General features: G+C 60.4%; 30 protein-coding genes. 19 read left to right on the top strand and 11 right to left on the bottom strand.

Annotated elements, in window-relative coordinates:
• Window positions 1–22: 22 nt before the first annotated feature.
• From ACSPX5_RS02370 to ACSPX5_RS02355, 4 genes are all read left to right on the top strand, one after another.
• Window positions 23–1,534: a purine-cytosine permease family protein gene (locus tag ACSPX5_RS02370; RefSeq protein ID WP_439820883.1), complete on the top strand. Its 1,512-nt coding sequence runs from the start codon at window positions 23–25 to the stop codon at window positions 1,532–1,534.
• Between the two features lie 154 nt (window positions 1,535–1,688).
• Entirely contained in the window at window positions 1,689–3,068 is a 1,380-nt protein-coding gene (locus ACSPX5_RS02365) for a sodium:solute symporter (protein WP_169429328.1), read from the top strand.
• An 83-nt stretch (window positions 3,069–3,151) separates the two neighbouring features.
• Window positions 3,152–3,877: an MBL fold metallo-hydrolase gene (locus tag ACSPX5_RS02360; RefSeq protein ID WP_439820882.1), complete on the top strand. Its 726-nt coding sequence runs from the start codon at window positions 3,152–3,154 to the stop codon at window positions 3,875–3,877.
• Between the two features lie 43 nt (window positions 3,878–3,920).
• On the top strand, window positions 3,921–4,169 hold the full coding sequence (locus ACSPX5_RS02355) for an acyl carrier protein (protein WP_439820881.1): 249 nt from the start codon (window positions 3,921–3,923) through the stop codon (window positions 4,167–4,169).
• A gap of 106 nt (window positions 4,170–4,275) precedes the next feature.
• On the opposite strand, the gene ACSPX5_RS02350 is transcribed toward ACSPX5_RS02355, so the two are convergent.
• Window positions 4,276–4,404: a PA1414 family protein gene (locus ACSPX5_RS02350; RefSeq protein WP_007914492.1), complete on the bottom strand. Its 129-nt coding sequence runs from the start codon at window positions 4,402–4,404 to the stop codon at window positions 4,276–4,278.
• 142 nt (window positions 4,405–4,546) lie between these two features.
• Window positions 4,547–5,440 carry a putrescine utilization regulator PtrR gene (gene ptrR, locus ACSPX5_RS02345; protein WP_439820880.1) on the bottom strand — a complete coding sequence of 298 codons (894 nt, stop codon included), beginning with the start codon at window positions 5,438–5,440 and terminating at the stop codon, window positions 4,547–4,549.
• A gap of 104 nt (window positions 5,441–5,544) precedes the next feature.
• Here ptrR and ACSPX5_RS02340 point away from each other — a divergent pair, with 104 nt between their 5' ends.
• Window positions 5,545–6,726: an MFS transporter gene (locus ACSPX5_RS02340; RefSeq protein WP_439820879.1), complete on the top strand. Its 1,182-nt coding sequence runs from the start codon at window positions 5,545–5,547 to the stop codon at window positions 6,724–6,726.
• Here ACSPX5_RS02340 and ACSPX5_RS02335 read toward each other — a convergent pair.
• The 3 genes from ACSPX5_RS02335 to ACSPX5_RS02325 all read right to left on the bottom strand — a co-directional run bounded on the left by ACSPX5_RS02335 (window position 6,671) and on the right by ACSPX5_RS02325 (window position 9,186).
• Complete coding sequence (locus ACSPX5_RS02335; protein ID WP_439820878.1) at window positions 6,671–7,603, bottom strand: DMT family transporter; 933 nt, start codon at window positions 7,601–7,603, stop codon at window positions 6,671–6,673. The two genes, ACSPX5_RS02340 and ACSPX5_RS02335, sit on opposite strands and share 56 nt — an antisense overlap.
• Before the next feature lie 296 nt (window positions 7,604–7,899).
• Window positions 7,900–8,304: a DUF2177 family protein gene (locus ACSPX5_RS02330; protein ID WP_323161625.1), complete on the bottom strand. Its 405-nt coding sequence runs from the start codon at window positions 8,302–8,304 to the stop codon at window positions 7,900–7,902.
• 45 nt (window positions 8,305–8,349) lie between these two features.
• The gene (locus ACSPX5_RS02325) at window positions 8,350–9,186 is read right to left on the bottom strand and encodes a CvfB family protein (protein WP_169429321.1); all 837 of its coding nucleotides are present in this window, start codon (window positions 9,184–9,186) and stop codon (window positions 8,350–8,352) included.
• A 350-nt stretch (window positions 9,187–9,536) separates the two neighbouring features.
• On the opposite strand from ACSPX5_RS02325, the gene ACSPX5_RS02320 reads away from it, so the two are divergent.
• The 3 genes from ACSPX5_RS02320 to ACSPX5_RS02310 all read left to right on the top strand — a co-directional run bounded on the left by ACSPX5_RS02320 (window position 9,537) and on the right by ACSPX5_RS02310 (window position 11,601).
• Window positions 9,537–9,725 carry a hypothetical protein gene (locus ACSPX5_RS02320; RefSeq protein ID WP_016985943.1) on the top strand — a complete coding sequence of 63 codons (189 nt, stop codon included), beginning with the start codon at window positions 9,537–9,539 and terminating at the stop codon, window positions 9,723–9,725.
• Window positions 9,726–9,943: 218 nt separating this feature from the next.
• On the top strand, window positions 9,944–10,660 hold the full coding sequence (locus ACSPX5_RS02315) for a TorF family putative porin (RefSeq protein ID WP_169429320.1): 717 nt from the start codon (window positions 9,944–9,946) through the stop codon (window positions 10,658–10,660).
• Between the two features lie 71 nt (window positions 10,661–10,731).
• Window positions 10,732–11,601 (top strand): DUF6279 family lipoprotein, encoded by an 870-nt coding sequence (locus ACSPX5_RS02310; RefSeq protein ID WP_169429319.1) that lies wholly within the window; start codon window positions 10,732–10,734, stop codon window positions 11,599–11,601.
• A 48-nt stretch (window positions 11,602–11,649) separates the two neighbouring features.
• Here the strand turns inward: ACSPX5_RS02310 and ACSPX5_RS02305 are convergent, their stop codons facing one another.
• Window positions 11,650–12,042 carry a transcriptional regulator gene (locus ACSPX5_RS02305; protein WP_207867165.1) on the bottom strand — a complete coding sequence of 131 codons (393 nt, stop codon included), beginning with the start codon at window positions 12,040–12,042 and terminating at the stop codon, window positions 11,650–11,652.
• A gap of 176 nt (window positions 12,043–12,218) precedes the next feature.
• Here ACSPX5_RS02305 and ACSPX5_RS02300 point away from each other — a divergent pair, with 176 nt between their 5' ends.
• From ACSPX5_RS02300 to ACSPX5_RS02285, 4 genes are all read left to right on the top strand, one after another.
• Window positions 12,219–12,953 carry a DUF899 domain-containing protein gene (locus ACSPX5_RS02300; RefSeq protein ID WP_323161623.1) on the top strand — a complete coding sequence of 245 codons (735 nt, stop codon included), beginning with the start codon at window positions 12,219–12,221 and terminating at the stop codon, window positions 12,951–12,953.
• Between the two features lie 81 nt (window positions 12,954–13,034).
• Window positions 13,035–13,310, top strand: coding sequence for a hypothetical protein (locus ACSPX5_RS02295; protein WP_439820877.1), 276 nt, complete (start codon window positions 13,035–13,037; stop codon window positions 13,308–13,310).
• Between the two features lie 233 nt (window positions 13,311–13,543).
• On the top strand, window positions 13,544–14,128 hold the full coding sequence (locus tag ACSPX5_RS02290) for a papain-like cysteine protease family protein (protein WP_323161622.1): 585 nt from the start codon (window positions 13,544–13,546) through the stop codon (window positions 14,126–14,128).
• Window positions 14,129–14,140: 12 nt separating this feature from the next.
• Window positions 14,141–14,740 (top strand): hypothetical protein, encoded by a 600-nt coding sequence (locus ACSPX5_RS02285; RefSeq protein ID WP_207867169.1) that lies wholly within the window; start codon window positions 14,141–14,143, stop codon window positions 14,738–14,740.
• Between the two features lie 114 nt (window positions 14,741–14,854).
• On the opposite strand, the gene ACSPX5_RS02280 is transcribed toward ACSPX5_RS02285, so the two are convergent.
• On the bottom strand, window positions 14,855–16,195 hold the full coding sequence (locus tag ACSPX5_RS02280) for a DEAD/DEAH box helicase (protein ID WP_115076934.1): 1,341 nt from the start codon (window positions 16,193–16,195) through the stop codon (window positions 14,855–14,857).
• Window positions 16,196–16,386: 191 nt separating this feature from the next.
• Here ACSPX5_RS02280 and ACSPX5_RS02275 point away from each other — a divergent pair, with 191 nt between their 5' ends.
• The gene (locus ACSPX5_RS02275) at window positions 16,387–17,685 is read left to right on the top strand and encodes a mechanosensitive ion channel family protein (RefSeq protein ID WP_323161620.1); all 1,299 of its coding nucleotides are present in this window, start codon (window positions 16,387–16,389) and stop codon (window positions 17,683–17,685) included.
• A 64-nt stretch (window positions 17,686–17,749) separates the two neighbouring features.
• On the opposite strand, the gene ACSPX5_RS02270 is transcribed toward ACSPX5_RS02275, so the two are convergent.
• Window positions 17,750–18,391: a hydrolase gene (locus tag ACSPX5_RS02270; protein ID WP_007956548.1), complete on the bottom strand. Its 642-nt coding sequence runs from the start codon at window positions 18,389–18,391 to the stop codon at window positions 17,750–17,752.
• 169 nt (window positions 18,392–18,560) lie between these two features.
• Between ACSPX5_RS02270 and ACSPX5_RS02265 the strand changes: the two genes are divergently transcribed.
• Window positions 18,561–19,466, top strand: coding sequence for a LysR family transcriptional regulator (locus ACSPX5_RS02265; RefSeq protein ID WP_323161619.1), 906 nt, complete (start codon window positions 18,561–18,563; stop codon window positions 19,464–19,466).
• On the opposite strand, the gene ACSPX5_RS02260 is transcribed toward ACSPX5_RS02265, so the two are convergent.
• The 3 genes from ACSPX5_RS02260 to ACSPX5_RS02250 all read right to left on the bottom strand — a co-directional run bounded on the left by ACSPX5_RS02260 (window position 19,411) and on the right by ACSPX5_RS02250 (window position 21,584).
• Window positions 19,411–20,292, bottom strand: a complete 882-nt coding sequence (locus ACSPX5_RS02260) for a carboxylate/amino acid/amine transporter (RefSeq protein ID WP_102685997.1) — start codon at window positions 20,290–20,292, stop codon at window positions 19,411–19,413. The genes ACSPX5_RS02265 and ACSPX5_RS02260 overlap by 56 nt on opposite strands.
• A gap of 212 nt (window positions 20,293–20,504) precedes the next feature.
• Window positions 20,505–21,104: an FMN-dependent NADH-azoreductase gene (locus ACSPX5_RS02255; RefSeq protein ID WP_169429310.1), complete on the bottom strand. Its 600-nt coding sequence runs from the start codon at window positions 21,102–21,104 to the stop codon at window positions 20,505–20,507.
• A 165-nt stretch (window positions 21,105–21,269) separates the two neighbouring features.
• Window positions 21,270–21,584, bottom strand: a complete 315-nt coding sequence (locus tag ACSPX5_RS02250; RefSeq protein WP_169429309.1) for a 3-phosphoglycerate kinase — start codon at window positions 21,582–21,584, stop codon at window positions 21,270–21,272.
• Window positions 21,585–21,633: 49 nt separating this feature from the next.
• Here ACSPX5_RS02250 and ACSPX5_RS02245 point away from each other — a divergent pair, with 49 nt between their 5' ends.
• The 5 genes from ACSPX5_RS02245 to aqpZ all read left to right on the top strand — a co-directional run bounded on the left by ACSPX5_RS02245 (window position 21,634) and on the right by aqpZ (window position 26,743).
• The gene (locus ACSPX5_RS02245) at window positions 21,634–22,557 is read left to right on the top strand and encodes a LysR family transcriptional regulator (protein WP_169429308.1); all 924 of its coding nucleotides are present in this window, start codon (window positions 21,634–21,636) and stop codon (window positions 22,555–22,557) included.
• Window positions 22,558–22,571: 14 nt separating this feature from the next.
• On the top strand, window positions 22,572–23,375 hold the full coding sequence (locus ACSPX5_RS02240; RefSeq protein WP_323161618.1) for an alpha/beta fold hydrolase: 804 nt from the start codon (window positions 22,572–22,574) through the stop codon (window positions 23,373–23,375).
• 3 nt (window positions 23,376–23,378) lie between these two features.
• Entirely contained in the window at window positions 23,379–23,942 is a 564-nt protein-coding gene (locus ACSPX5_RS02235) for a peptidylprolyl isomerase A (RefSeq protein WP_007956541.1), read from the top strand.
• Window positions 23,943–24,030: 88 nt separating this feature from the next.
• Window positions 24,031–25,863 (top strand): ABC transporter ATP-binding protein, encoded by a 1,833-nt coding sequence (locus ACSPX5_RS02230; protein ID WP_169429306.1) that lies wholly within the window; start codon window positions 24,031–24,033, stop codon window positions 25,861–25,863.
• Window positions 25,864–26,047: 184 nt separating this feature from the next.
• A complete protein-coding gene (gene aqpZ / locus ACSPX5_RS02225) occupies window positions 26,048–26,743 on the top strand; it encodes an aquaporin Z (protein ID WP_169429305.1) in 696 nt (231 codons plus the stop codon).

The raw sequence follows: 26,743 nt of genomic DNA, 5'->3' as shown, positions 1-26,743 counted from the left end.
GCCTTTATGATCGGAGCAGATCATGAATAACAACAACAAAGACCAAAGCCTTACGCAGATTGAAACCCACGGGGTCGAACAGATCCCGGACAACGAACGCACCGCCGGTCCCGTGGACTTGTTCCGCATGATCTTTGGCGGCGCGAATACCTTTGCCACCGCCGTGCTCGGCAGTTTCCCGGTGCTGTTCGGCCTGTCCTTTCAGGCGGGCGTCTGGGCGATTGTCGCGGGTGTGCTGCTTGGCTCGCTGATCCTCGCACCGATGGGCCTGTTCGGCCCGCTCAACGGCACCAACAATGCCGTGTCGTCCGGTGCGCACTTCGGCGTGCACGGGCGGATCGTCGGTTCGTTCCTGTCGCTGCTGACCGCCATCGCCTTCTTCTCGCTCTCGGTGTGGAGTTCGGGAGATGCGCTGATCGGTGGTGCCAAACGCCTGATCGGCCTGCCGGAAACCGACCTGACCCTGGGCCTGGCCTACGGTCTGTTCGCGATTCTGGTGCTGACCGTGTGCATCTACGGCTTCCGCTTCCTGCTGTGGGTGAACAAAGTCGCGGTGTGGAGCGCGAGCCTGCTGTTCCTGCTGGGCATCTTCGCCTTCGCCGGTCCTTTCGATTCGCACTACGCCGGCACCGTCAGCCTCGGCCAGCCGGGTTTCTGGGCCGCGTTCATCGGCGCCGCACTGGTGGCCATGAGCAACCCGATTTCCTTCGGCGCGTTCCTCGGCGACTGGGCCCGCTATATCCCGCGTGAAACCTCGCGCAAGCGGATCATGGCAGCAGTGATTTTCTCGCAGATCGCCACCTTCATCCCGTTCCTGTTCGGCCTGACCACCGCGACCATCGTCGCGATCCAGGCACCGGACTACATCGCGGCCAACAACTACGTCGGCGGTCTGCTGGCGGTGTCGCCGAGCTGGTTCTTCCTGCCGGTGTGCCTGATTGCGGTGATCGGCGGCATGTCCACCGGCACCACGTCGCTGTATGGCACAGGGCTGGACATGTCGAGCGTGTTCCCGCGTCTGCTGTCGCGAGTGAAGGCGACGCTGCTGATTGGCGTGCTGTCGATTGCCTTCATCTTCATCGGGCGCTTTGCGGCGAACCTGGTGCAGAGCGTGTCGACCTTCGCGGTGCTGATCATCACCTGCACCACCCCATGGATGGTGATCATGATCATCGGCCTGGTGGTGCGTCGCGGCTTCTACTGCCCGGACGACCTGCAAGTGTTCACGCGTGGTGAGCAAGGCGGACGCTACTGGTTCAGCCACGGCTGGAACTGGCGCGGCCTGGGTGCCTGGATCCCGAGCGCGGCGGTCGGCCTGTGCTTCGTCAACCTGCCGGGGCAGTTCGTCGGCCCGCTCGGTGAACTGGCCGGCGGCATCGACATCAGCCTGCTGGTGACCCTCGGCCTGGCCTCTGTGATGTACCTGATGTTGCTCAGCCTGTTCCCGGAACCGGCGCTGGTCTACGGCCCGAAGGATCCCCGGAGCCAGGGTGCTGCCACAGCAGCAAAGCCTGAAATGCGTCAGCCAGCCTGACACCACCCCCTGTGGGAGCGAGCCTGCTCGCGATGACGGCAGCACATCCAATATCGATGTGACTGAATAATCGCTATCGCGAGCAGGCTCGCTCCCACAAGGAAAAAAATGATTTCTGTTTCACCATAAAAAAGACAATCGGAGACACGCCATCATGGCTTTGGATTTATTCGTCGTCCTCATCTACGCGGCCGGCATGCTGTTGCTCGGCTATTTCGGCATGCGCAAAGCCAAGACCAACGAGGACTTTCTCGTCGCCGGACGTAACCTCGGCCCGAGCCTGTACATGGGCACCATGGCGGCGACCGTTCTGGGTGGCGCGTCTACCGTCGGCACCGTGCGTCTGGGCTACGTGCACGGCATTTCCGGCTTCTGGCTGTGTGCGGCACTGGGTTGCGGCATCGTGGCGCTGAACCTGTTCCTGGCCAAGCCGCTGCTGAAACTGAAGATCTACACCGTTACCCAGGTCCTGGAAAAACGCTACAACCCGATGGCCCGCTCGGCGAGCGCGGCGATCATGCTGGCCTATGCGCTGATGATCGGCGTGACCTCGATCCTCGCCATCGGTACCGTGCTGCAAGTGCTGTTCGGCCTGCCGTTCTGGGTCTCGGTACTGCTCGGCGGTGGCGTCGTGGTGGTGTACTCGGCCATCGGCGGCATGTGGTCGCTGACCCTGACCGACATCGTCCAGTTCATCATCAAGACCGTCGGCCTGATGTTCATCCTGTTGCCGATCTGCCTGTACCGCGTCGGCGGCTGGGACGAACTGGTGCTGAAGCTGCCGGCTGCGGCATTCAACTTCACCACCATCGGCTGGGACACGATCATCACCTACTTCATGATCTACTTCTTCGGCATCCTGATCGGTCAGGACATCTGGCAACGGGTGTTCACCGTCAAGAACGAAAAAGTGGCTCAGTACGCCGGTAGCTTCGCGGGCATCTACTGCATCCTTTACGGTCTGGCCTGTGCCCTGATCGGCATGGCGGCGCACGTACTGATTCCGGATCTGGACAACGTCAACAACGCCTTCGCCGCGATCGTCAAACTGTCGCTCCCGGATGGCATCCGGGGTCTGGTGATCGCCGCTGCTCTGGCTGCGATGATGTCTACCGCCAGCGCCGGTCTGCTCGCCGCTGCCACCACCCTGACCGAAGACCTGCTGCCGAAACTGCGGGGTGGCAAACAATCGAGCCTGGGTGTGAACCGTCTGTTCACCCTACTGACCGGTGTCGTGGTGCTGGGTATCGCGCTGGTGGTCAATGACGTGATCAGCGCCCTGACCCTCGCTTACAACCTGCTGGTGGGCGGCATGCTGATACCGCTGATCGGCGCGATCTTCTGGAAGCGCGCCACCACCGCCGGCGCCATCGCCAGCATGGGCCTGGGCTTCGCCACCGCCTTGCTGTTCATGGTCAAGGACGGTCTGGATGCCAACACGCCGATCTACTACAGCCTGGCTGTGGGGCTGGTGAGTTTTGTGGTGGTCAGCCTGTTTTCCCGTCGCCCGGCGACCGTGGCGAGCGCGATCTAAGCTGAAGCCGTAGCAACAACTTTCTTCGGCGGGTGTGGCGTCGGTTGCCACACCCGTTTTTTTTCGTCTGGAGAAAATGCTTTATGAAGATTGTTTCTCGCGATCAGTGGTTCGAAGTGCAAAACCTGAGCGATGACATTCGCCTGATCCACGAACCATTCATCCGCCCGTTCTACCGCTGCAACCTCTGGCATGTTCAGGGGCGTGACAAGGATTTGCTGCTCGACAGCGGTTCCGGGCTGGTCAGCCTGCGCGAGCAATTGCCGTGGCTGACCGAACGGCCGCTGGTGGCGGTGGCCAGTCATTGCCATTTCGATCACATCGCCGGGCATCACGAGTTCGCCGAACGGCTGGTACATCCCGCCGAGGCGGACATTCTGGCAGCACCGGATGGCGAGAATGACTTGAGCCGGGCCTTCGTCGGCGACGACATGTTCGAGGCGCACCCGGATTGCCCGTTGTGCTACGCCGAATACCGGGTCAAGGCGGCGCCGGCCACGGGTTTTGTCGAGGACGGCGATGTGCTGGACCTGGGCAACCGCACGCTGCAGGTGCTGCACACGCCGGGGCATTCGCCGGGCGGGATCAGCCTCTACGAAGTGGCCAGCGAAACCCTGTTCAGCGGCGACATCATCTACAACGGGCCGCTGATTGAAGACGCCTACCACTCGAATCTCGAGGACTACGCCGCCAGCCTGCGACGCTTGCAGGCGTTGCCGATCCGTACCGTGCATGGCGGGCATTTCGGCAGTTTCTCAGGAGAGCATTTACGTTCGATGATTGACGAATGGTTGCGCCGACACGCCTGAGGCCTGCTGTACTCCAGTCAGACCTACCCAAAAAAGATCTGCCATGAGAAGAGCTGCCGTGCGTGCCGCCGTCCACAGGTTCATCAAGCGTCTGCTGGAAAACCACGACTTCAATGACCGCACCAGCCTGGCGGAGTTGGGTCTGGAGAAGGCGGATATCGAAGACCTGATCTTCCATCTGGAAGACGAATTCGGACTGACGGCATTCACCGCCGAAGAAGATCACATGCTCAAGAACGCGAAAACCGCGAACGACTTGAGCCGCTTTCTGATCGAGATCGGGCGACACTGAAAAGCAAAAGATCGCAGTCTTCGTCAGCGCCTGCACGGTTTCATGCAGGCGTTGACGAAGGCTGCGATCTCTTTAACTTCAAATCGTTGTTATTCAGATCGGGGCATTAGCGCCGACGCTGCTGACGCCGACGCTGTTCGTCGTCAGTGCGAATCGGGACCGGTTGCAGAGGCGGTTCGATCAAGCCGAGGGCAACACCCAAATCGTGCAGCCAGTTTTGAATTTTCTCTTTCATCGTCATGCCCCCTTCAGGGTGGTGCTGAGCGTCCGGAATTCTGAGGCCGCTTCGCACTGATAATAGTCCGAAGTCCTACGCAATGCTCGGCCAAATCCGCAATGATCTGTTACTGAATGGATCAAAATCCCTGACCGTTCGTTCAAGCCGTTTCCCGGGTATCTTTGCCAGCCACGGGATAGAGCGCCTGCTGCTGTTCGATCCACGCATTGAGATTGGCGCCGACCATGCCCCGGCGCCACATGAGCCAGGTTGTCGCACTGGCAAAAGGCTCGGCCAGCGAGTGCACCGCGACACTTTCACGCCCCGGCAGACTGGCGAGCATCGACTCCGACATCAGTGCCACGCCGCTGCCGGCAATCACACAGGCGAGCATGCCCTGATAGGACTCGATCTCCATCGCCCGGCCCATCGCCGCGTGATAGTGAGCGAACCACGACTCCAGCCGCGCCCGGTAGGCGCAACCATGACGAAAGGTAAACACCGCCCGCCCCTCGACATCCTTGGCACTGCGCACCGGCGGGTGATCCGGCTCGCTGATCAGCACCAGCCGCTCATTGCACAGCGGCACCCCGTCGATCCCGGCCAGCTGCGGCGGGCCATCCACCAGTGCCGCGTCCAGCCGCCCGGTGAGCAAACCTTCCAGCAATTCGCCGCTGGGTCCGGACTGCACCTGAAGATTTACCGCCGGATACTGCTTGTGATACCGCGCCAGCAGCGCCGGCAAATGAATCGCCGCGGTGCTGTACAGGGTGCCGAGCACGAAATCCCCCGCCGGTTGCCCGCCCATCACCGCCGCACTGGCCTGATCGCGCAGGGCGAACAGTTTGCCGGTGTAGTCCAGCAGGACTTTTCCCGCAGGCGACAACTGCAAACGCTGACGCTCACGGACGAACAGTTCGACGCCCAGTTGCTCCTCCAGCTGTTTAAGCCGGGTCGACAGGTTCGACGGCACGCGGTGCAAACGTTCGGCGGCACGGGTGATCGAGCCCTCCTCCGCCACGGCCTGGAAGATTCGCAGCTGGCTGAACTCCACAAATTTTCTCCTGAACAGAACAAGTTACTCACTATTATTCAATTTTAAAGAAAGTCAATCAGTCCTAGCCTGACGGTCATTGAACCTCCAACGGAATTCAGACCATGTCACCCCTGATTCGCTTATCCGCCTGTTTCATTGCCCTGATGATGGCCATGGGCATCGGGCGTTTCGCCCTCACCCCGCAACTGCCGCATCTGCTCAGTGAAGGCCAGATCGACCTGACGGCCGCCGGTCTGATTGCGGCGGCCAACTACCTCGGTTACCTGCTCGGGGCGCTGGATGCGATGCTTTCCCGGCGGCCGGATCAAGTGCAGCGGCGTCTGCACGGCGGCCTGTGGTTGTGTGTGCTGCTGACGCTGGCGTCGTTCTGGGCCAACGGTTTCTGGTCGCATCTGCTGCTGCGTTTCGGCACCGGTGTGGCGAGCGCCTGGGTGCTGGTGATGATTACGGCACTGAGTCAGCCACTGGCTGCGGCGGCCGGTCGTCCACGGTTGGGGGCGTTGGTGTTTGCCGGGCCGGGGCTGGGGATTTTTCTGACCGGGTTGCTGGCGCTGTTCTCACATCTGGCGCAGCAAACTTCCGCCACTTTGTGGCTGATCTATGCCGCCGTGGCGCTGGTGATGTTGCTGGGGATCGTGCGGATTCTGCCGCAACCGGGCATCGGTGTGCCGGGCGCACCGACTGCCGCAAGTTCGTCGGATCGTGGAATTGGGCGTCTGGCGGTGGTGTATGCCTTTTACGGCGTGGGCTACATCATTCCGGCCACGTTTCTGTCGCAAATGGCCAACGCGCAGTTTCACGGGCAATGGCAGGCCGATCTGTTCTGGCCGTGCTTCGGCCTCGGCGCCTCGATCGGGGTGTTGCTGGTGAGTCTGCGTCGGCACGATCCGGACACCACCCGGCACTGGTTGATGGCGACACTATGGTTGCAGGCTGCCGGGGTGTTTGCCTGCCTGTTGGGCAGCGGCCTCGGTCTGGCTTTGGGCGTGATCCTGTGCGGCACGCCGTTCCTGGCCTGCATGCAACTGGTGATGCAACGCTCCCGGGAACTGGCGCCCCACGCCACCCAGCGTAACGCCGGCCTGCTGACTGCGTGCTTCGCCGTCGGCCAGCTCAGCGGGCCGTTGCTGGCGGCGGTCAGCAGCCATTTCAGCGGTGGCCTGCAACCGGCGTTGGTGATCGCCGGCAGCGGCTTGCTGATCGCCGGCGGGCTGGCGTGCAAATCGGTTACGGCTGACCGAGCGCCTTGCGCAAACGCCGACGCACCCACTGTTCCGCGCTGACGAAGGTGATGCCAAGCAACACCAGCACGGCGCCGATGATGAAGTTCAGGCTCAACTCTTCGCCGAGCAACACCACGCCGAACGTGACGCCGAACAACGGCGTCATGAAGGAAAACACGGCGAGGTTGGCCGCCAGATAACGGCGCAGCAGCCAGAACCAGGTCAGGTAGCTGAAGAACGACACCACCAGCCCCTGGAACAGCACGCTGCCCACGGCCACGACGGTCAGGCTGACGTGGGTGATCTGGCCGCTGAGCAGTGCGATCAACAGCAGGCCGACGAAACCGACGATCAGCTGATAAAACAGAGTCAGCGTCACCGGCGCTTCCGACAGGCGCGAGGCGCGCACCACTACGGTGGTCGCCCCCCAACTGGCACCGGCCAGCACGCCGAGGGCATCGCCCAGCAGCATGCGGTGATCGAGGTTGTCCCACGACACGCCGCCGGCAAACGCCACGGCAATCCCGACGAATGCCATGAGGATCCCCAGCCATTGCACCGGCCGCAGACGCTCGCTGGGCAACAGAAAATGCACGCCCAGCGCAGTGAAGATCGGCGCGGTATAGAGGAACACCGACATGTGCGCTGCAGTGGTCAGCTGCAAGCCTTCGGAGATGAAGAAGAACTCCAGCCCGAACAAGGCACCGGCCAGTAAACCGCCGCGCCAGGTCGTGCCGACCTGATCCCAGCCGCCCTTCCAGCAAATCAGCAAGCCCACGAGCAACGCGGAAATCCCCGACCGCCCCGCCGCCTGCATCACCGGCGCGATATCGGTCGCCGCCCACTTGATCATCACCTGCTGCACGCCCCAGATCAGGCACAGGCCGATCATCACTTGCAGGGCAAAGCCGTCGGCACTGCGCCGACTGACGCTCACCGCAGCACCTCGAATACACACCACATGGCAGTTTTTCCAAAGATCAAAACAAAGCCCCGGCTCTTCGTCCGGGGCGAAAAATGGTCACGGGGATTATTAACCAGTTGGCCAAAAAAAGCCGTCTGGAAGAGACACTTCATTCTCCTGAAACGTCAGCGGTGTCTGGCTGACAGCTACGCCGTCAATCGCTGGCAAGCCAGCTCCCACAGGTGACGTGGAGGTTCCGAAACCTGAGTACGACACAGACTTTGTGGGAGCTGGCTTGCCAGCGATGGCGTCAGTTCAAGCAACCGAAATCAACGGGCTGACCTTCCAAACCGGCCGGTCACGACAAATCCGACCGTACAGGCCAGCGCCGTGGCAAACGTCCCCCAGGCCCAATCCATCAATGTCACCTGCACCGACCAGCCGCGCAACGTCGCCCAGTTGGTCAGGTCATAGGTGCCGTAAGCGACCAGCCCGAGCAGCGCACCCAAGCGGGCAGCGCGTTGCCAGGTCATCGCCGGCAACACCACGAACACCACACAGCCAAACACGTACAGGCAATAAAAAACCGCTGCCGGCACCAGCAACGGTTTTTCGAGCATCAGCGAACCGAGCAGTTCGCGATAGGTCGGCGCCATCAACACGCCGAGCCAGATGCCGTCCAGCAGTAGAAATGTCAGTAACGTGGCGACATAGGCAATCAGCGCTTTTTTCATCTGCCCGACCTCAAGTGAGCCCATGCAACATGGGCCACGTCAGGCTCAGGTTAGTTCAATACGATCGGCATGAATGACGATCTTGCCTTCCTTGTACAAGGAACCGATGGCCTTCTTGAAGTTGCCCTTGCTGACACCGAACAGGCTGCTGATCAGGGCCGGATCGCTCTTGTCGCTGACGGCCAGGGTGCCGTTGCTTTCGCGCAGCCTGGCGAGGATCTTCGAACTCAGACTGCTGGCCGCCTCCTGCCCCACCGGTTGCAGGCTCAGGCTGATCTTGCCGTCGGCGCGAACTTCCTTGATGAAGCCTTTCTCGCGCATGCCGGAACGCATGAACTTGAAGATTTCGTTCTTGTGAATCAGGCCCCAGTGCTTGTTGTTGATGATTGCCTTGAAGCCCATGTCGGTGGCTTCGGCCACCAGCAGATCGACTTCCTGGCCGGCGCTGTAGTTGGCCGGGGTCTTGTCGAGGTAGCGATCCAGTCGCGCAGTGGCGGTGATGCGGCGGGTGTGTTTGTCGAGGTAGACGTGCACCACGCAGTATTCGCCAGCGGTCATCTGACGTTTTTCTTCGGAGTAAGGCAGCAACAGATCCTTTGGCAACCCCCAATCGAGGAACACACCGATACTGTTGATTTCAACAACTTTCAAACTGGCAAATTCACCGACCTGAACTTTCGGTTTTTCAGTGGTGGCAATTAGTTTGTCATCGCTGTCCAGATAAATGAAAACATTGAGCCAGTCTTCATCTTCGCTGGGAATATCTTTAGGAATATAACGGTTGGGCAAAAGAATTTCGCCGTCGGCACCGCCGTCCAGATATAAACCGAAGTTAGTGTGTTTCACCACTTGCAAACTGTTGTAACGCCCGACTAAAGCCATTTCCAATACCCTCATTGCGTGGGCGGCATTCTACCCGTTTTTGCCGGCTTCGTCGGGCGCCAGATCCTGACCTCGACGGAAATCTGCGCGAAGCCTTGATTTTTCTAGGTTTGCCGCCGAGCGGGCACCATTCGTCAGACCGGCCCAGCGATTTTCCTCCGCTCCCGACCGTTGAAAATCATGCCGATCTCGAGCGATGTTTTTATTTAAAACAGCAGGTTAGCGAGGTATTTCAATTATTGAGCGAAGAATAATCCACGAACAAGGTTGGTTATTTCGGGGGATATTTACCAAGCAATTGTCAAGTTATTCCTGTACGATGCCTGGCCGAGTTACTTTTCTACAGGTTAATGGCCGCCATGCGTGTAAAAGCATCCACCAGCAAAGCAAAGCCAGCTCCAGCCGTTGAGACCAGCGAATCGATCAACGATCAGATCGCGGCATTCCTCAAGTCCGGCGGCGAGATCCAGCAAATTGCCAAGGGCGTCAGCGGCCAGACGTTCGGCCCGTCCAAGCAGATTAGCCTGGGCAAGAAGTAATCCCCCCCGCAACACACCAGTCCCAAGACGCTTTGAGCTTCGAAGCGTCTGGACCGGAACCCTCTCACCGCCTCTGTCGCGTTTAATCAAACTCAACAAAACAACAGAAATCGACGAACGGCCTCCGAAGCCGCACATTCGCCGGTATCCTTGCACGCGTCTGGATCAAGCGTTTCAGCAGGTACGTCGCCCTGCGCTCGCTGTTCAAGGAGTGACGCATGCTCAAACCCCTCTGTTTAATTCTTGCAGGACTGCTGGCGAGCCCGGTGGCGCACGCGCAGATTTTCCAGCGCGAACTCGGCGACTTCGACCTGAAACTCGGCACCACGCCCAGCCGCAGCATGGCCCAGGGTCTGGTCAAGCCCTCGGCAGCCGGCTCGTTCCACGGCGGCCTCGACCTGAGCCACGACAGCGGCCTCTACATTGGCCAGTACGCGCCGAGCATGGGGCTGACGCCAGGCAAGAATCTGGAGATCGACTCCTACGTAGGCTTTAAACAACCTTTCGATCAAACCCTCGGCTACGAAGTCGGGATGATCCATTACAGCTATCCGAAGGTCGAGACCCTCGACAGCCAGGAGCTGTTCGGCGGCCTGACCCTTCTCGGCAGCCGTTTCGGCATCGCACTGAGCAACGACCCGGACAAACAGAACAACACCTTGTTCGCCGATCTGGGCGGCAACCAGCCGTTCGGCATCGGGATCAGCATGAAATACACCACCCATCAGCTCAATACTCCTGTCTCGGTGGACGGTGGGTATGTCAGCAGTTTTACCGATTGGTCGGTGAAGTTTTCCCGGCCGGTGATGGGCATTGACCTGGACCTGACTTACAGCAATTCCAGCCTCAGCGGCAGCGATTGCTCCGCCTATTCCGGGCACAACAGCCAGTGCGACGGGCTGGTCACGCTCAAGGCCGAACGCGCGTTCTATTGATTGGCTGAACTGCCGGGAGCATCCTGCGTTCACATAAGAATCAGACGCCAGGCTTTCGCAAGGACTCGCTCATGTCTCGCTGGTTCAAACACTGCGCCACCCTGTTGATCTTCACCCTCGCCCTCGGCGCGTGCAGCCGCGTCGGCCTCGCCTATCGCAATCTCGATGTGATCATTCCATGGACGCTCAGCGACTACCTGGACATGACCGGCGAACAGAAAGGCTGGTTCAACGAGCGCCTCAAGGAACACCTGAGCTGGCACTGCACCACCCAATTGCCGGGTTATCTGGACTGGCTGGATCGCCTGCAAACCATGGTCGAAACCAACCAGGTCACCGACGCCGCGCTCCAGGCCCGCACACTGGAGGCCAAGCAGGCAATTGCCGAAACTGCCCGGCAGATTACCCCGTCGGCGATTGAGTTGCTGCAAGGGCTGGACGACAAACAGGTCGCAGAAATGAACGATGCGTTTGCCAAGGATCTGCGCAAACGCCAGCAGGAATATGTGAAGCCACCACTGGCCCAGCAGATCGCCGAACGTGGCGCTCGGATGGACAAGCGCCTCAACGACTGGCTCGGGCCTTTGAGCACCACGCAAGAGCAACGCATAATGGCGTGGTCAAGAGCCCTGGGCGATCAGAACACTCAATGGATCGCCAACCGAGCGCACTGGCAACAGCAGTTCAGCGCCGCCGTGGCCCAGCGTAAAAGTGCGGATTTCCCACAGCGGATCGAGACACTTCTGGTCTACCGCGAGCGCTTATGGACAGCGGATTACCGCAAGGCCTACGCCGACACCGAGGCGCAGGCACGTTCACTGGCGGTGGATCTGATGGCTGAGAGTACGCCACAACAACGACAGCGGTTGTTGAAGAAAATCGACGGGGTGCGCAAGGACTTCAATGATCTCAAATGTTTGCAAGCTGCGAAGGCTGGCTGAGATTCATTGAATCTTCGGCAGCCGGAAAACCCGGCTCCCGCACAGGGTTCAGGCAATCTGCGCGTTCGACGCCACACGATCGAACGTCGCCTCATCCAGCGCATCCTCCTGTTCATCCAGCACCTGACGCGGATGATCGTTACCGGGAATGCTGCTGTCGATCAGGCTCAACAGGCTCGAGCCACGAGGAGTCAGACTGAAATTGTTGCCGGTGCTGCCCTCATCGTCGCCACGGGGTTCGATAAAACCGCGCAGCAACAGCTTCTGCTCGTATTCACAGGCGATCGTTTTCAAATGATCCAGATTCTCGATCGGCTCGCCTGCCGCCGCTTTTTCCGCCGCATAGTCTTCTGCGTAGGACCGCGGCGCAAAGCTGTGGCCTGCGCCGTTCTGCACTTCATGCAGCAGGCGTTCAATCAAATCCCAGTTATAAGTCGTCATCCTGATTCAACCTCCGGTGCGCGTGATTAATGGCGCTGTCTTAGGTTGTGACCCGAGCGGGCAGTAGCCGTTCAGCTTCGTTTACCACCCTGACCGACCGGCGGTCTGTCGAATCTTGCAGGTGTCGAGCGACTAGTCTGAGACAGACGTTTTCAACCCCCGCAGGAGAAATCAGCATGAACGTTGAGAATCATCCGGTGGTGTCGCGCGAAGAGTGGCTCACCGCCCGCAAGCAGCATCTGGCCGATGAAAAGGCCTTCACCCGGGAGCGCGACCGCCTCAGCGCCAAACGCCGCGCTCTGCCATGGGTGAAGGTAGACAAGGACTATCGTTTCATGGGGCCGGACGGCGAAATGAAACTGGCCGATCTGTTCGGCGACCACAGCCAGCTCATCGTTTACCACTTCATGTTCGCCAAAGGCTGGGAAGAAGGCTGCCAGGGCTGTTCCTTCCTCGCAGACCACTTCGACGGCGCCAATTTGCACCTCGCCCATCACGACATCGCGTTGGTGGCGGTATCCCACGCACCATTTGCCGAATTCCAGGCGTTCAAGCGGCGGATGGGCTGGAAGTTCGACTGGGTGTCGTCAGACGGTTCCGACTTTAACTACGACTTTGGTGTTTGCGCCCACGCAGAAGACGCCGAAGCCGCAAAGGCTACCTACAACTATGAAAAGACTGACAGTGCCGAGGAAGAGATGCCGGGGCTGAGCGTGTTTTATCGCGCCAATAACGGCGAGATATTCCACACCTACTCAACGTACGCCCGGGGTCTGGACATGCTGGTCGGCGCCTACAACTTTCTCGACCTCACGCCCAAAGGCCGGAACGAGGACGAGATCATGGAGTGGGTGCGGCATCATGATCGGTATGACGCAGCGCAAAAATCCAGTTGCTGCCACGGCGACTGAGCCGGCAAAGACACTGAACTTTTCACTGGACACAGCCCTCAACCGATTAACCCGCCTTAACCGGATCCGAGGCCTGCACCCATGAAAACCCTGCTCAAACTCACTCTTGCCACCACCCTCGCCTGCGCCCTGCCCGTCTGGGCCTGCACCCCGGAAGAAGCCACCGCCAAGCGCGAGCAACTGGCCCAGGAAGTGGCAAAACTCACCGAGCAAAACCCGACCAAGGCCAAGGAAATCAATGCCGAGCTGCAAAAAATGGATCTGGGCACCGACTCTGCCGATCTGCCGGACAAATGCCAGCTGATCGATCAGCGCTTGAAGGAGCTGGATTCGGCCGAGCATAAAACCGAAGGGTAACGACGTGGGCAAAGGCCTCGCACTTCAACTTCCACCACAAAGGACATGCTGAAAGCAGTGTCCTTTCGCCCGCAAAGTTGCATTTGTGCATTTATTTATTTGCACAAATGCATATACAGACCTAGGGTTACCTCGAGCCTGTTCGGAACCCGCCGCAGAAGTGGCACCCCTTAACCGCCGACGGCTCGCACATCTATGCAGGACATTTGTTTTCATTCATGGAGGATTGAAAAATGTTAACCACTGAAACAACGCAGTTCACCGGCAACACCCTGCCCGGGTGCCTGACCGGCCATCTGCTCGACGCGCATCTGGTCGAGGTCGAAGCAGCTCCACAGGCCGAGGCTCTGGCGGCCCCAAGCCTCAACTTCACGATGCAGCAACAGACCCGGACCAACTGGTGCTGGGCCGCGGTTTCCGCTTCGATCGGCAACTATTACGGCACCGGGTCCTGGACCCAGTGCGGCGTTGCCAGCACCCAACTGAACCGCAACTGCTGCAGCCAGCCGGGGCCGTGTAACGTCTACGGCTATCTGGATTCGGCCCTGCAAACCACCCGCAGCTACAACGGGATGAATCAGGGGTCGTTGCAGATGTCGGCCATTCAGAACCAGATCAACATGGGCCGCCCCGTCGGTCTGCGCTGTGCCTGGTACGGCGGCGGTGCGCACTTCCTGACGATCTACGGCACCAACGGCAACTACGTGCTGGTCGCGGATTCGATCTACGGCTACTCGACCCGCGCACTGAATTCATTCCCCGGCTCCTACAACGGTGGCGGCAACTGGACTCACACTTACTTCACGGCGAGAAACTAGGAGGGCGACATCATGCAACTGACTTATCCAAAGGCGCCTTCCAACGGCGTGCAGACCTTGCGTCCAGTATTGCAAGCGGCGCTTCAAACCCAGGGGTTTGGCATCAATCGCCAGTTCGCCAGTGCGGTGCCGGCGAAAATCAGCCTGAGCGAGGCCTATCGCGGTTATTCGTTGAGCCTGGAGGATCTGAGCCAAGGCAAAGGCCTGAAGGATGCCCGGCTCGGTGACTGGCATTACCTGGTGTTTGCCGACGGTGTGTCAATTGCCGATGCGCAATTGGCTGAGGTTCGCGGTCACGTCGAGTTCGCCTCGTTGAACCACGGCAACCTGGCGAGCGCCACGGTCGATGCGCTGAAGCTGGCGGAGCAATCGCCACAGCTGCAGGGCAAAACCGTTGAGCTGCGGGTGCTCTTCGTTTCGGCGCTGCAGGTCGTGGCCATCTGGCTGCATGCGGTCGGTGAAGATGTGCTGATCCCGATCGAGCCAACGCCCAAGGAGTTGGCGCTGCCCGGGCTGTACAGCGAGGCAGCACTGCTCGCGCAGCTCAAACCGAAGGCGGATCAGACCAAGCAGCGCTTTGATGCCGACACCCGTGGACAGCTGGGCAGCTGACAAACGCCGGCAATAAAAAGCCCTGCAAGCGTAAACCTGCAGGGCTTCTCGGTCAGGCTGACCATCTCATTAAACCCGGACACTGTCCGGGTTTTTTTCGGCGTCTGGAACGGCTTATTCAGCCGCAGGCGCTGCCGGCTTGCGGCGCTTGAGCGGGGCCATGCCGTCGCTGCTCACCAGAGAATCCGGTTTCGGACGGTTGGCGCTCTTGCGCTTGGTCGGGGTCTTGGCGGCGGTTTTCTTCTTGTCGCCCTTGGCGTCGGTCTTTTTCTTCTTCACGCCGACAGCTTTGCCCGAGGCCTTGACCTTTTTCGGTCCGCCGTAGGTGCCTTTGACTTCCTTGATGGTGCGGCGCTCGAAGCTCTGCTTCAGATAACGCTCGATGCTCGACATCAGGTTCCAGTCGCCGTGGCAGATCAGTGAGATCGCCAGACCGTCGTTGCCGGCACGGCCGGTACGACCGATGCGGTGTACGTATTCGTCGCCGCTGCGTGGCATGTCGAAGTTGATCACCAGATCCAGACCGTCTACGTCCAGACCACGGGCCGCCACGTCGGTGGCTACCAGGATCTTCACACCGCCCTGCTTCAGACGGTCGATCGCCAGTTTGCGATCTTTCTGGTCTTTCTCGCCGTGCAGCACGAACGCCTTGTATTCCTGGGCGACGAGGCGACCGTAGATACGGTCGGCCATGGCCCGGGTGTTGGTGAAGACGATGGCCTTCTGGTAGGTCTCGTTGGCCAGCAGCCAGTTCACGATCTGTTCTTTGTGCTGATTGTGGTCGGCGGTGATGATCTGCTGACGGGTGGTGTCGTTCAGCTGGCTGACCGCGTTGAGCTGCAGGTGCTCAGGGTTGTTCAGCACCTTGGCGATCATCTCGCGCAAACCGGAACCGCCAGTGGTGGCCGAGAACAGCATGGTCTGCTGACGGTTCGGGCATTCGTCGACCAGACGCTGCACGTCTTCGGCGAAACCCATGTCGAGCATGCGGTCGGCTTCGTCGAGCACCAGCACTTCGACTTCTTTCAAATCGAGGTTGCCGGCGTTCAGTTGCTCGATCATCCGGCCCGGAGTGCCGATCAGGATGTCCGGCACCTTGCGCAGCATGGCGGCCTGGACCTTGAAGTCTTCACCGCCGGTGATCAGGCCGGACTTGATGAACGTGAACTGCGAAAAGCGCTCGACTTCCTTCAGGGTCTGCTGGGCCAGCTCGCGGGTCGGCAGCAGGATCAGGGTCTTGATGCTGACGCGGATCTTGGCCGGGCCGATCAGGCGGTTGAGGATCGGCAGGACGAAAGCGGCGGTCTTGCCGCTACCGGTTTGCGCCGTCACCCGCAGGTCACGCCCCTGAAGCGCCAGCGGAATGGCCGCGGCTTGCACAGGCGTTGGCTCGACAAATTTCAGCTCGGCCACGGCTTTGAGCAGGCGTTCGTGCAGGGCGAATTGGGAAAACACGGGTGCTACCTCGAAGATATGCAAAAAATCAGCTGCATAGGTTACCGGTTTCGAGCGCTCAGGCCGAGTTTCTTTGTGAAATCCGCGGTAATCAGTGGCTTTTTTGTTGCTCGATTTGTCTCCAACGGTAATACACAGCGTCTTAAATGCTCTAATCGCCCGTCGCGTCCAACAGAAGAATCGTCTCACTCATGGATTTCAAACAGCTCTGGCTCAACGCCCAAGACCTCTGGGGTGCCCTTGATCAGCACCCGCTCCTGCACGCCGGCCTGGCTCTGCTCCTGCTGCTGGTGATCGCGCTGGTCCTCGGACGAGTGGCACGCTACCTGATCCTGCATGCCAGCCGAATGCTCGGGCGCCAACCGGCGCTGCACTGGCTCAACGACTTTCGCCATAACAAGGTGTTTCAGCGTCTGGCGCAGATGACACCGTCGCTGGTGATCCAGTTCGGCCTGCACCTGGTGCCGGAACTGAGCAAGACCGCCATGGTGTTCCTCGGCAACGTGGCGCTGGCGTTCACCATTCTGTTCCTGCTGTTGTCGGTCAGCGCCCTGCTCAATGCACTGCTGGACATCTACGCCCGCACCGAACACGCCCGCACCCGCTCGATCAAGGGCTATGTGCAACTGGCGAAAATGGTCTTGTACGTGTTCGGCGCGATCATCATCGTCGCCACCCTGATCGACCGTTCACCACTGTTGCTGCTGTCGGGTCTGGGTGCGATGTCGGCGGTGATCCTGTTGGTCTACAAGGACACCTTGCTGTCGTTCGTCGCCAGCGTGCAACTGACCAGCAACGACATGCTGCGGGTCGGCGACTGGATCGAAATGCCGCAGGTCGGCGCCGATGGCGATGTGGTCGACATCACCCTGCACACGGTCAAGGTGCAGAACTTCGACAAGACCATCGTCTCGATCCCGACCTGGCGCCTGATGTCCGAATCATTCAGAAACTGGCGCGGCATGCAGCAGTCCGGCGGGCGGCGGATCAAGCGCAGTCTGTTCATCGACGCCAGCGGTGTGCGTTTCATCCGCGACGATGAAGAAGAAAAACTCTCCCAGGTGCACCTGCTGACCGCGTACATGGCCCGCAAGAAAGCCGAGCTCAAGGCCTGGAACGAAGCGCAGGGCAACGTCGCGGCGATGTCGGCCAACCGTCGGCGCATGACCAACATCGGCACCTTCCGCGCTTATGCGCTGGCCTATCTGAAGAGTCACCCGGAGATCCAGCCGAACATGACCTGCATGGTCCGCCAGATGCAGACCACGGCCCAGGGCATTCCGCTGGAAATCTACTGCTTTACCACCACCACGGTGTGGGCCGATTACGAGCGGATCCAGGGGGATATTTTCGATTACCTGCTAGCGGTGTTGCCGGAGTTCGGGTTGAGCCTGTATCAGCAGCCGAGTGGCGGGGATTTGCGGTCGGGGTTGTTGCCGGCAGTCCTTGGCGCGAGCCATATTCCAGAAGCCGAAAAACATCTGATGTAGCGCTTTCTTCAGCGCAAAAAAAAGACGCAACCCGGGTTGCGTCTTTTTTTGTCCTGCCGACCTATCAGGCCTGCCGTTGCGGCGCCTTGTGCACCATGGTGTAGGCGTAATCGACGCCCATGCCGTAAGCGCCGCTGTGTTCCAGCACCAGGTCCATCACCGCCTGATAAGTGTCTTTGTGCGCCCAGTCACGCTGGTACTCGAGCAGCACTTGCTGCCAGGTCACCGGTACTGCGCCGGCCTGAATCATCCGCTGTACCGACATGTCGTGAGCTTCCTTGGTGGTGCCGCCGGACGCGTCGGTGACGATGTACACCTCGTAGCCTTCGGCCAGGGCTTCCAGGGCCGGGAAGGTCAGGCAGACCTCGGTCCACAGTGCGGCGATGATCAGTTTCTTGCGACCGGTGGCCTTCACCGCGTCAACCAGCGCCTTGTCTTCCCAGGAGTTCATCGAGGTGCGCTCGATCGGTTTCTGCTCCGGGTGCACCGCCAGCAGTTCCGGCCAGATGTAGCCGCTGAAGCTTTCGGTTTCGACCGAGGTGTAGATGGTCGGCACGTTGAAGATCTTCGCTGCCTTGGCCAGGCCGACGGTGTTGTTCTTCAGGGTCTGACGGTCGATCGACTGTACGCCGAAAGCCATTTGTGGCTGGTGGTCGATCAGGATCAGGGCGGAATTGGTAGGGTTCAGCAGTTCACGGATAGACATGGCGCGTTCCTTTTGATGTCGATTCAGAGTTTCGATCGGGTAATGGGTGAGTCGAGTGGCTGGCCGTCTGCGGCGTTGTTGTCTCGGCTTGGATGTCACTTTAGGGGCTAGCCGATAAAGGGACAATTACCTAAAATCGAGAATCATTGATTCTAAAATAGGGACAATCATGGATCGCATCGAATGCATGCGCGCCTTCGTGGTGACGGTCGGCGAGAACGGCTTCGCGGCCGCCGCCCGGGCCATGGACGTGCCCCGCTCGAAAGTCAGCAAACAGATTCAGGCGCTGGAAGAAGCCATCGGTGTGCAACTGCTGCAACGCACCACCCGCAGCCTGCACCTGACCGAGGCCGGTGCCGAATATTTCGAAGCGGCGCGAGAAGTGATTGCGGCACTGGACGAGGCCGAACAGCGGGCGCGGGATGGGGTGGGTGAATTGCGCGGGGTGTTGCGGGTCAACGCGCCGATGTCGTTCGGCCTGCGGCGACTGGGCAAGCTGATTCCGCTGTTCCACGAGCAGCACCCGAACATCGAGCTGCAACTGGTGCTCAGCGACCAGCAGGTCGATCCGGTGCGCGGTGGGTTCGACGTGACCATCCGTATCGCCAGCCTGCCCGACTCAACCATGATCGCCCGGCAACTGGCGCCGGCGCCGCGGATCATGGTCGCCTCCCCCGCTTACCTCGAACGCGCAGGCGCGCCGCAGACCCCGCAGGATCTTCGCTCGCATCAATGCTTGAACTACGGCTATCTGCAGAGCGGCGTCAGCCTGCAACTGTGCAACGGCAAGGAGACGCAGCGGGTCAACGTGACCGGGCCGCTGCACGCCAACAACGGCGACCTGCTGGCGCAAGCGGCCGAGGCCGGCATGGGCATTGCGCTGCTGCCAGACTTCATCGTCGAAGAGTCATTGGCAGCGGGACGACTGGTGCCGGTACTGTGCGAATGGCAGGCCCCGGCGATCACCATCAATGCCGTGTATTCCTCAGCGCGACGGGTGCCGCAGAAGACCCGGGCGTTTATCGAGTTTCTGGTGGAGCAATTGGCGCCGACTGGCGAATCCCCAACCGGCTGATCCACACCGCCGCCAGAATCACGCTGCCTCCGAGGAACAACCGCCCCAGTTCTTCGTGCTGATTCCAGATCAGCAGGTTCAGCAGCAACCCCACCGGCACGTGCAGGTTGTTCATCACCGCCAGGGTGCCGCCGTTGACCAGGCAGGCGCCCTTGTTCCACCAGTACAAACCGAGCGCGGTCGAGACCAGACCGAGGAACACCAGCACGCCCCATTGCAGCGGCGCTTCGGGCAGGAAGTTGGATTTGCCGAACAGCAGGAACGCCGGCAACGCCACCGCCAGTGCGCCGAGGTAGAAGAAACCGAAACGTCGGTAGTGCGGCAGATCGCTCGGGTGTTTTGCCACCAGATGCTTGTACAGCACCTGCCCGGCGGCGTAGGTGAAGTTTGCCAGTTGCAGCAGCAAAAAGCCCATGAAGAAGTCCGGGTTGATCCGGTCGTAGCGGATCACCGCCGCGCCTGCGACCGCCACCAGTGCGGCGATCAGCGCCCACGGGTTGAAGCGGCGGTTCAGTGCATCTTCGATCAACGTCACGTGCAACGGCGTGAGGATGGTGAACAGCAACACTTCCGGCACCGTCAGTACCCGGAAGCTCAAGTACAGGCAAACGTAGGTCACGCCGAACTGCAACGCGCCAATCAGCAGCATGCCGCGCATGAACGCCGGTTCCACCGAACGCCAGCGGGTGAGCGGAATGAACACCAGCCCGGCCAGCACCACACGCACCAGCACCGCGAAGTAGCTGTCGACATGACCGGCCAGGTATTCGCCGATCAGACTGAAGGAAAACGCCTGGATCAGCGTGACAAAAAGTAGATAGCCCATGCTCGCCTCGATTTCGAATGGCGGCGACGATAGCGTTTTTTGCCGGCCATCGCTAAATCCCGGGCAAAAAAAAGCCCGATCTCGCTAAAGCGTTCAATCGGGCTGCAGCACTCAGGAGCAACAAGTGCAAAGGGAGGTTCGATGCGCGTAGAGCCTTGAAGGGGTTGCGCCAGGTCACTAGAACAATCGGCGATTATCTGGCGATTAACATATCAAGCGACCTGGGACAGTTTGGCGTTGGCCTGGTTGAGGCCTTTCTCCTGGAAGTCGCCGCCCAGGTTCATGCCTTCGGCGTGGATGAAGGTCACGTCGTGGATGCCGATGAAACCCATCACCTGACGCAGGTACGGTTCCTGATGATCCGCCGGGCCACCGGCGTAGATGCCGCCGCGGGCGGTCAGCACGTAGGCACGCTTGCCGCTGAGCAGGCCTTGCGGGCCGGTTTCGGTGTACTTGAAGGTCACACCGGCACGCAGTACATGGTCGAGCCAGGCTTTCAGGGTGCTCGGGATGGCGAAGTTGTACATCGGCGCAGCCATCACCAGCACGTCGGCGGCGAGCAATTCATCGGTCAATTCGTTGGAACGGTCCAGCGAGGACTGCTCGCTGTCGTTGCGCTGCTCGGCGGATTTCATCCAGCCGCCCAGCAGGTTGATGTCCAGGTGTGGCACCGGGTTCACGGCGAGGTCACGAACGGTGATCTGATCGTCCGGATGCGCTGCTTTCCACTGACTGATGAAGGTCTGGGTCAGTTGACGGGAAACCGAGTCTTGCTGGCGGGCGCTGCTTTCGATGATCAGAACGCGGGACATGTTGTGTAGCCTCCATCCGAGAATGTTGTAAGTCGATGGAGTGAAGGTTAAACAGAGTCATATCGATCAAAAAGCGCAAATAATTGCTGCAAACCATCGAAATATTCGTTTATATGCAACCTGTGCCCTGTGGGAGCGAGCCTGCTCCCACAGGATTGGGGCCGGTTATTTCGGTTTGCAGCTCAGCTCGACGCGCAGCTTGATGATCTCGCGGGAGAACTTGGCGGTGGCATTGGTGTGTTTGCCGGCCGGCACTTCAATATTGCGGGTTCGCGGCGCTTCCGGGCCATTGCTGAACACGACTTTGCAGACCGCGTCGACCTCGCCGTAGTTGGCGACCCGGATGGAGCCGATGTCTTTATCGGTGTCATAAGACTCGTAGTCGATCTTCAGGCCATTGAGATTCTTCTGCACATCGATCGGATACGCAAACGCGGTCAGCGGCAGCAGCGCCAGCACCACACAACAGAATTTTTTCATTCGGCAGTCTCCATGAGGGACAGCCAGCTTAGGACAAGAGGAGCTATCGATGAAAGCGCCCCGCGTGACCCTTGATCAATGGCGAACGTTGCAGGCGGTGGTCGACCATGGCGGATTCGCCCAGGCCGCCGAAGCCTTGCACCGTTCGCAATCGTCGGTGAGCTACACCGTCGCCCGCATGCAGGATCAACTCGGTGTGCCGTTGCTGCGCATCGACGGCCGCAAGGCGGTGCTGACCGAGGCCGGCGGCGTGTTGCTGCGACGCTCTCGGCAACTGGTGAAACAGGCCAGCCAACTGGAAGACCTCGCCCATCATATGGAGCAAGGCTGGGAGGCCGAGGTGCGGCTGGTGGTCGATGCCGCCTACCCGACTGCCCGCCTCGTTCGCGCGCTGACCGCGTTCATGCCCCAAAGCCGCGGCTGCCGCGTGCGTCTGCGTGAGGAAGTGCTGTCAGGCGTCGAAGAAGTGCTGCTCGAAGGTGTGGCCGATCTGGCCATCACCGGACTGAGCATTCCCGGTTACCTCGGCGCGGAATTGAGCGACGTGGAGTTCGTCGCCGTTGCCCACCCCGAACACGCCCTGCACCGGCTGAACCGCGAGCTGAATTTCCAGGACTTGGAAACCCAGATGCAAGTGGTGATCCGCGACTCCGGCCGCCAGCAACCCCGGGACGTTGGCTGGCTCGGCGCCGAACAACGCTGGACCGTCGGCAGTCTCGCCACGGCGGCGACGTTTGTCAGCAGTGGCCTGGGATTCGCCTGGCTGCCCCGACACATGATCGAGCGGGAGCTGAAAGACGGCTCACTCAAGCTGCTACCGTTGGACAGGGGCGGCAATCGCAACTCCAGTTTCTATCTGTATTCGAACAAGGACAAACCCTTGGGTCCAGCCACGCAAATCCTTATCGAACTGCTGCGCACTTTCGACACCCTGCCGCTGGACGCACCGTTCGCCGCCCCTGAACAAGCCTGACACGGAGTTCACCCATGGCGTATTTCGAGCATGAAGGTTGCAACCTGCACTACGAGGAATATGGCCACGGCGATCCGTTGCTGCTGGTTCACGGGCTCGGTTCCAGCACCCTGGACTGGGAAATGCAGATTCCGGCACTCGCCGCGCATTACCGGGTGATCGTCCCGGATGTGCGCGGTCACGGCCGCTCCGACAAGCCCCGCGAACGCTACAGCATCGCCGGGTTCAGCGCTGACATGCTCGCCCTGATCGAGCACCTGAAGCTCGGCCCGGTGCATTACGTCGGGCTGTCCATGGGCGGCATGATCGGCTTCCAGTTCGCCGTCGATCAGCCACAGATGCTCAAGAGCCTGACCATCGTCAACAGCGCGCCCGAGGTCAAGGTGCGCAGCCGAGACGATTACTGGCAGTGGTTCAAGCGCTGGAGCCTGATGCGCCTGCTCAGCCTGGCGACCATTGGCAAGGCGTTGGGTGCCAAGCTGTTCCCCAAACCGGAACAGGCGGATTTGCGACAGAAGATGGCCGAACGCTGGGCAAAAAACGACAAACGTGCTTATCTCGCCAGCTTCGATGCGATTGTTGGCTGGGGGGTTCAGGAACGCCTTTGCCGGGTCACCTGTCCAACCCTCGTCATCAGCGCCGACCGGGACTACACCCCCGTTTCGCTGAAAGAAACCTATGTCAGACTGCTGCCCGATGCGCGACTGGTGGTGATCGCCGATTCTCGCCATGCCACCCCGCTCGATCAGCCCGAACGCTTCAATCAAACGCTGCTGGAGTTCCTCGCCACAGCCGATAATCACCCTCAGGATCACTGACCCATGCTGAAAAAACTCGCCCTCGCCGCCGGCACCGTGCTGTTCGCCGCCAACCTGATGGCTGCCACGCCGGCAAAAGCGCCGCACGTGCTGCTGGACACCACCAACGGCCAGATCGAAATCGAACTGGACCCGGTCAAGGCGCCGATCAGTACCAAGAACTTCCTTGAGTACGTCGACAGCGGTTTCTACACCAACACCATTTTCCACCGCGTGATCCCGGGCTTCATGGCTCAGGGCGGCGGCTTCACCCAGCAGATGCAACAGAAAGAAACCAAGGCACCGATCAAGAACGAAGCCAGCAACGGTCTGCACAACGTTCGTGGCACCCTGTCGATGGCCCGTACTTCCAACCCGGATTCGGCCACCAGCCAGTTCTTCATCAACGTGGCCGACAACGCCTTCCTCGATCCGGGCCGCGACGCCGGTTACGCGGTGTTCGCCAAAGTGGTCAAGGGCATGGACGTGGTCGACATCATCGTCAACTCCCAGACCACCACCAAACAGGGCATGCAAAACGTGCCTGTCGACCCTGTGATCATCAAGTCGGCCAAGCGCATCGACTAAGCTTTACAGGGCATATCGAGCGGCGCCGATCACCCATCGCGCCGCTCACACTGATAAAAGGAGAGCCCGTGCTCCGGGCGGTTATCTGATGCTCTATCGCCGTTTCGAACAACTGATCGACATATTCCGTGACGCTCCTACGGCGGCTCCGCCGAACCGTGTTCTGCCCTTCTATACCTATTACCTGAAGCAGGTCTGGCCGAGTTTCGCCGCCCTGCTGGTGGTCGGCCTGTTCGCCGCCCTGATCGAAGTGGCGCTGTTCAGTTACCTGAGCCGCATCATCGACCTGGCCCAAGGCACCCCCAACCCGAACTTCTTCAGCGACCACGCCCTGGAACTGACCTGGATGGTAGTGGTTGCGCTGGTGCTGCGTCCGATCTTCTTCGGCCTGCACGACCTGCTGGTGCACCAGACGCTGAGCCCGGGCATGACCAGCATGATTCGCTGGCAGAACCACAGCTACGTGCTCAAGCAGAGCCTGAACTTCTTCCAGAACGATTTCGCCGGGCGCATCGCCCAGCGCATCATGCAGACCGGCAACTCGCTGCGCGACTCCGCCGTGCAGGCAGTGGATGCGTTGTGGCACGTGCTGATCTACGCGGTCAGTTCGCTGGTGCTGTTCGCCGAAGCCGACTGGCGCCTGATGGTCCCCCTGCTGACCTGGATCGCCGCCTACATCGGCGCGCTCTACTACTTCGTGCCACGGGTCAAGGACCGCTCCGTCGCAGCGTCTGACGCGCGTTCGAAACTGATGGGCAGGATCGTCGATGGCTACACCAACATCGCCACCCTGAAGCTGTTCGCCCACACCAATTTCGAACAGCATTACGCCCGCGAAGCGATGCAGGAACAGACCGAAAAGGCCCAGATGGCCGGCCGGGTGGTCACCAGCATGGACGTGGCGATCACCACCATGAACGGCCTGCTGATCGTCGGCACCACCGCGCTGGCGCTGTGGCTGTGGTCACAGTCGCTGATCACCGTCGGCGCCATCGCCCTGGCCACCGGCCTGGTGATCCGCATCGTCAACATGTCCGGCTGGATCATGTGGGTGGTCACCGGGATCTTCGAAAACATCGGCATGGTCCAGGACGGTCTGCAGACCATCTCGCAACCGGTCAGCGTCACCGATCACGAACAGGCCAAACCGCTGGCCGTGGCCCGTGGCGAAGTGCGTTTCGAGCACGTGGATTTTCACTACGGCAAGAAGAAAGGCATCATCGGCGACCTCAACCTGACCATCAAGCCCGGCGAGAAAATCGGTCTGATCGGCCCGTCCGGCGCCGGCAAGTCGACCCTGGTCAACCTGCTGTTGCGTCTGTACGACGTCGAGGGCGGGCGGATCCTGATCGATGGCCAGAATATCGCTGAAGTCGGCCAGGAGAGCCTGCGTGCGCGGATCGGCATGATCACTCAGGACACGTCGTTGCTGCACCGTTCGATCCGCGACAACTTGCTGTACGGCAAGCCTGACGCCACCGACGCCGAACTCTGGGAAGCGGTGCACAAGGCCCGCGCCGACGAGTTCATTCCCCTGCTGTCGGATGCCGAAGGACGCACCGGATTCGATGCCCATGTCGGTGAGCGCGGCGTCAAGCTGTCCGGCGGCCAGCGCCAGCGGATCGCGATTGCCCGGGTGCTGCTCAAGGACGCGCCGATCCTGATCATGGACGAAGCGACCTCGGCACTGGACTCGGAAGTCGAAGCGGCGATCCAGGAAAGCCTGGAAACCCTGATGCAGGGCAAGACCGTAATTGCCATCGCCCACCGCCTCTCGACCATTGCCCGCATGGATCGGCTGGTGGTGCTGGAGAACGGCAGGATCGCCGAAACCGGCAACCATGCCGAACTGCTGGCCCACGGTGGATTGTACGCACGGCTATGGGCGCACCAGACCGGAGGGTTTGTCGGCATCGATTGATCCTGCGACCAACAAAAAACCGCCACAGCCCTTCCACCACGGGCTCTGGCGGTTTTTTCATGCCTGCTGGAAATCCCCGCATTCCCTGCTGTACTCAGCGAAGGTTCTGGAGATGAACCTGTCGTAATTGCAAGGAAGCACAATTCGATACAGTCTCGATAGCGCGTCTATCAAGGACACTCTCATGTCTCTGTTAAAACGTTCGGCCACGGAGTTGTTGGGTACGTTCTGGTTAGTGTTAGGCGGGTGTGGCAGCGCGGTGATCGCTGCGTCCTCACCCTTGGGTATCGGCGTGCTGGGGGTCGCCCTGGCATTTGGTCTGACGGTGCTGACCATGGCGTTTGCCATCGGCCATATCAGCGGCTGTCACCTCAACCCGGCCGTGTCGGTTGGTCTGGTCGTCGGCGGCCGGTTCCCGGCCAAAGAACTGCCCGCCTACATCATCGCCCAGGTGATCGGCGGGATTCTGGCAGCGGCGCTGCTGTATCACATTGCCAGCGGCAAGGAGGGTTTTGACATCGCCGCAGGCCTGGCCTCCAACGGTTATGGCGAACACTCGCCGGGCAAATACTCCATGGCATCGGGGTTCGTCACCGAACTGGTCATGACCGCCATGTTCGTGGTCATCATCCTCGGCGCCACTGACAAACGCGCCCCGGCGGGACTGGCACCGATCGCCATCGGTCTGGCCCTGACATTGATCCACCTGATCTCGATTCCCGTGACCAACACCTCGGTCAACCCGGCCCGCAGCACGGGCCCGGCGCTGATGGTCGGCGGCTGGGCGATCGCGCAACTGTGGATGTTCTGGGTCGCGCCGCTGCTGGGCGCGGTGGTGGGCGGTGTGGTCTATCGCTGGCTGGGCAAGGACGACAGTTGA

This window comes from Pseudomonas sp. HLG18 (assembly GCF_051903985.1).
Taxonomy (GTDB): domain Bacteria; phylum Pseudomonadota; class Gammaproteobacteria; order Pseudomonadales; family Pseudomonadaceae; genus Aquipseudomonas; species Aquipseudomonas fluorescens_BT.
The sequence above is the reverse complement of the archived record's forward strand: the minus strand, read 5'-3'. Positions and strand labels throughout refer to the sequence as shown.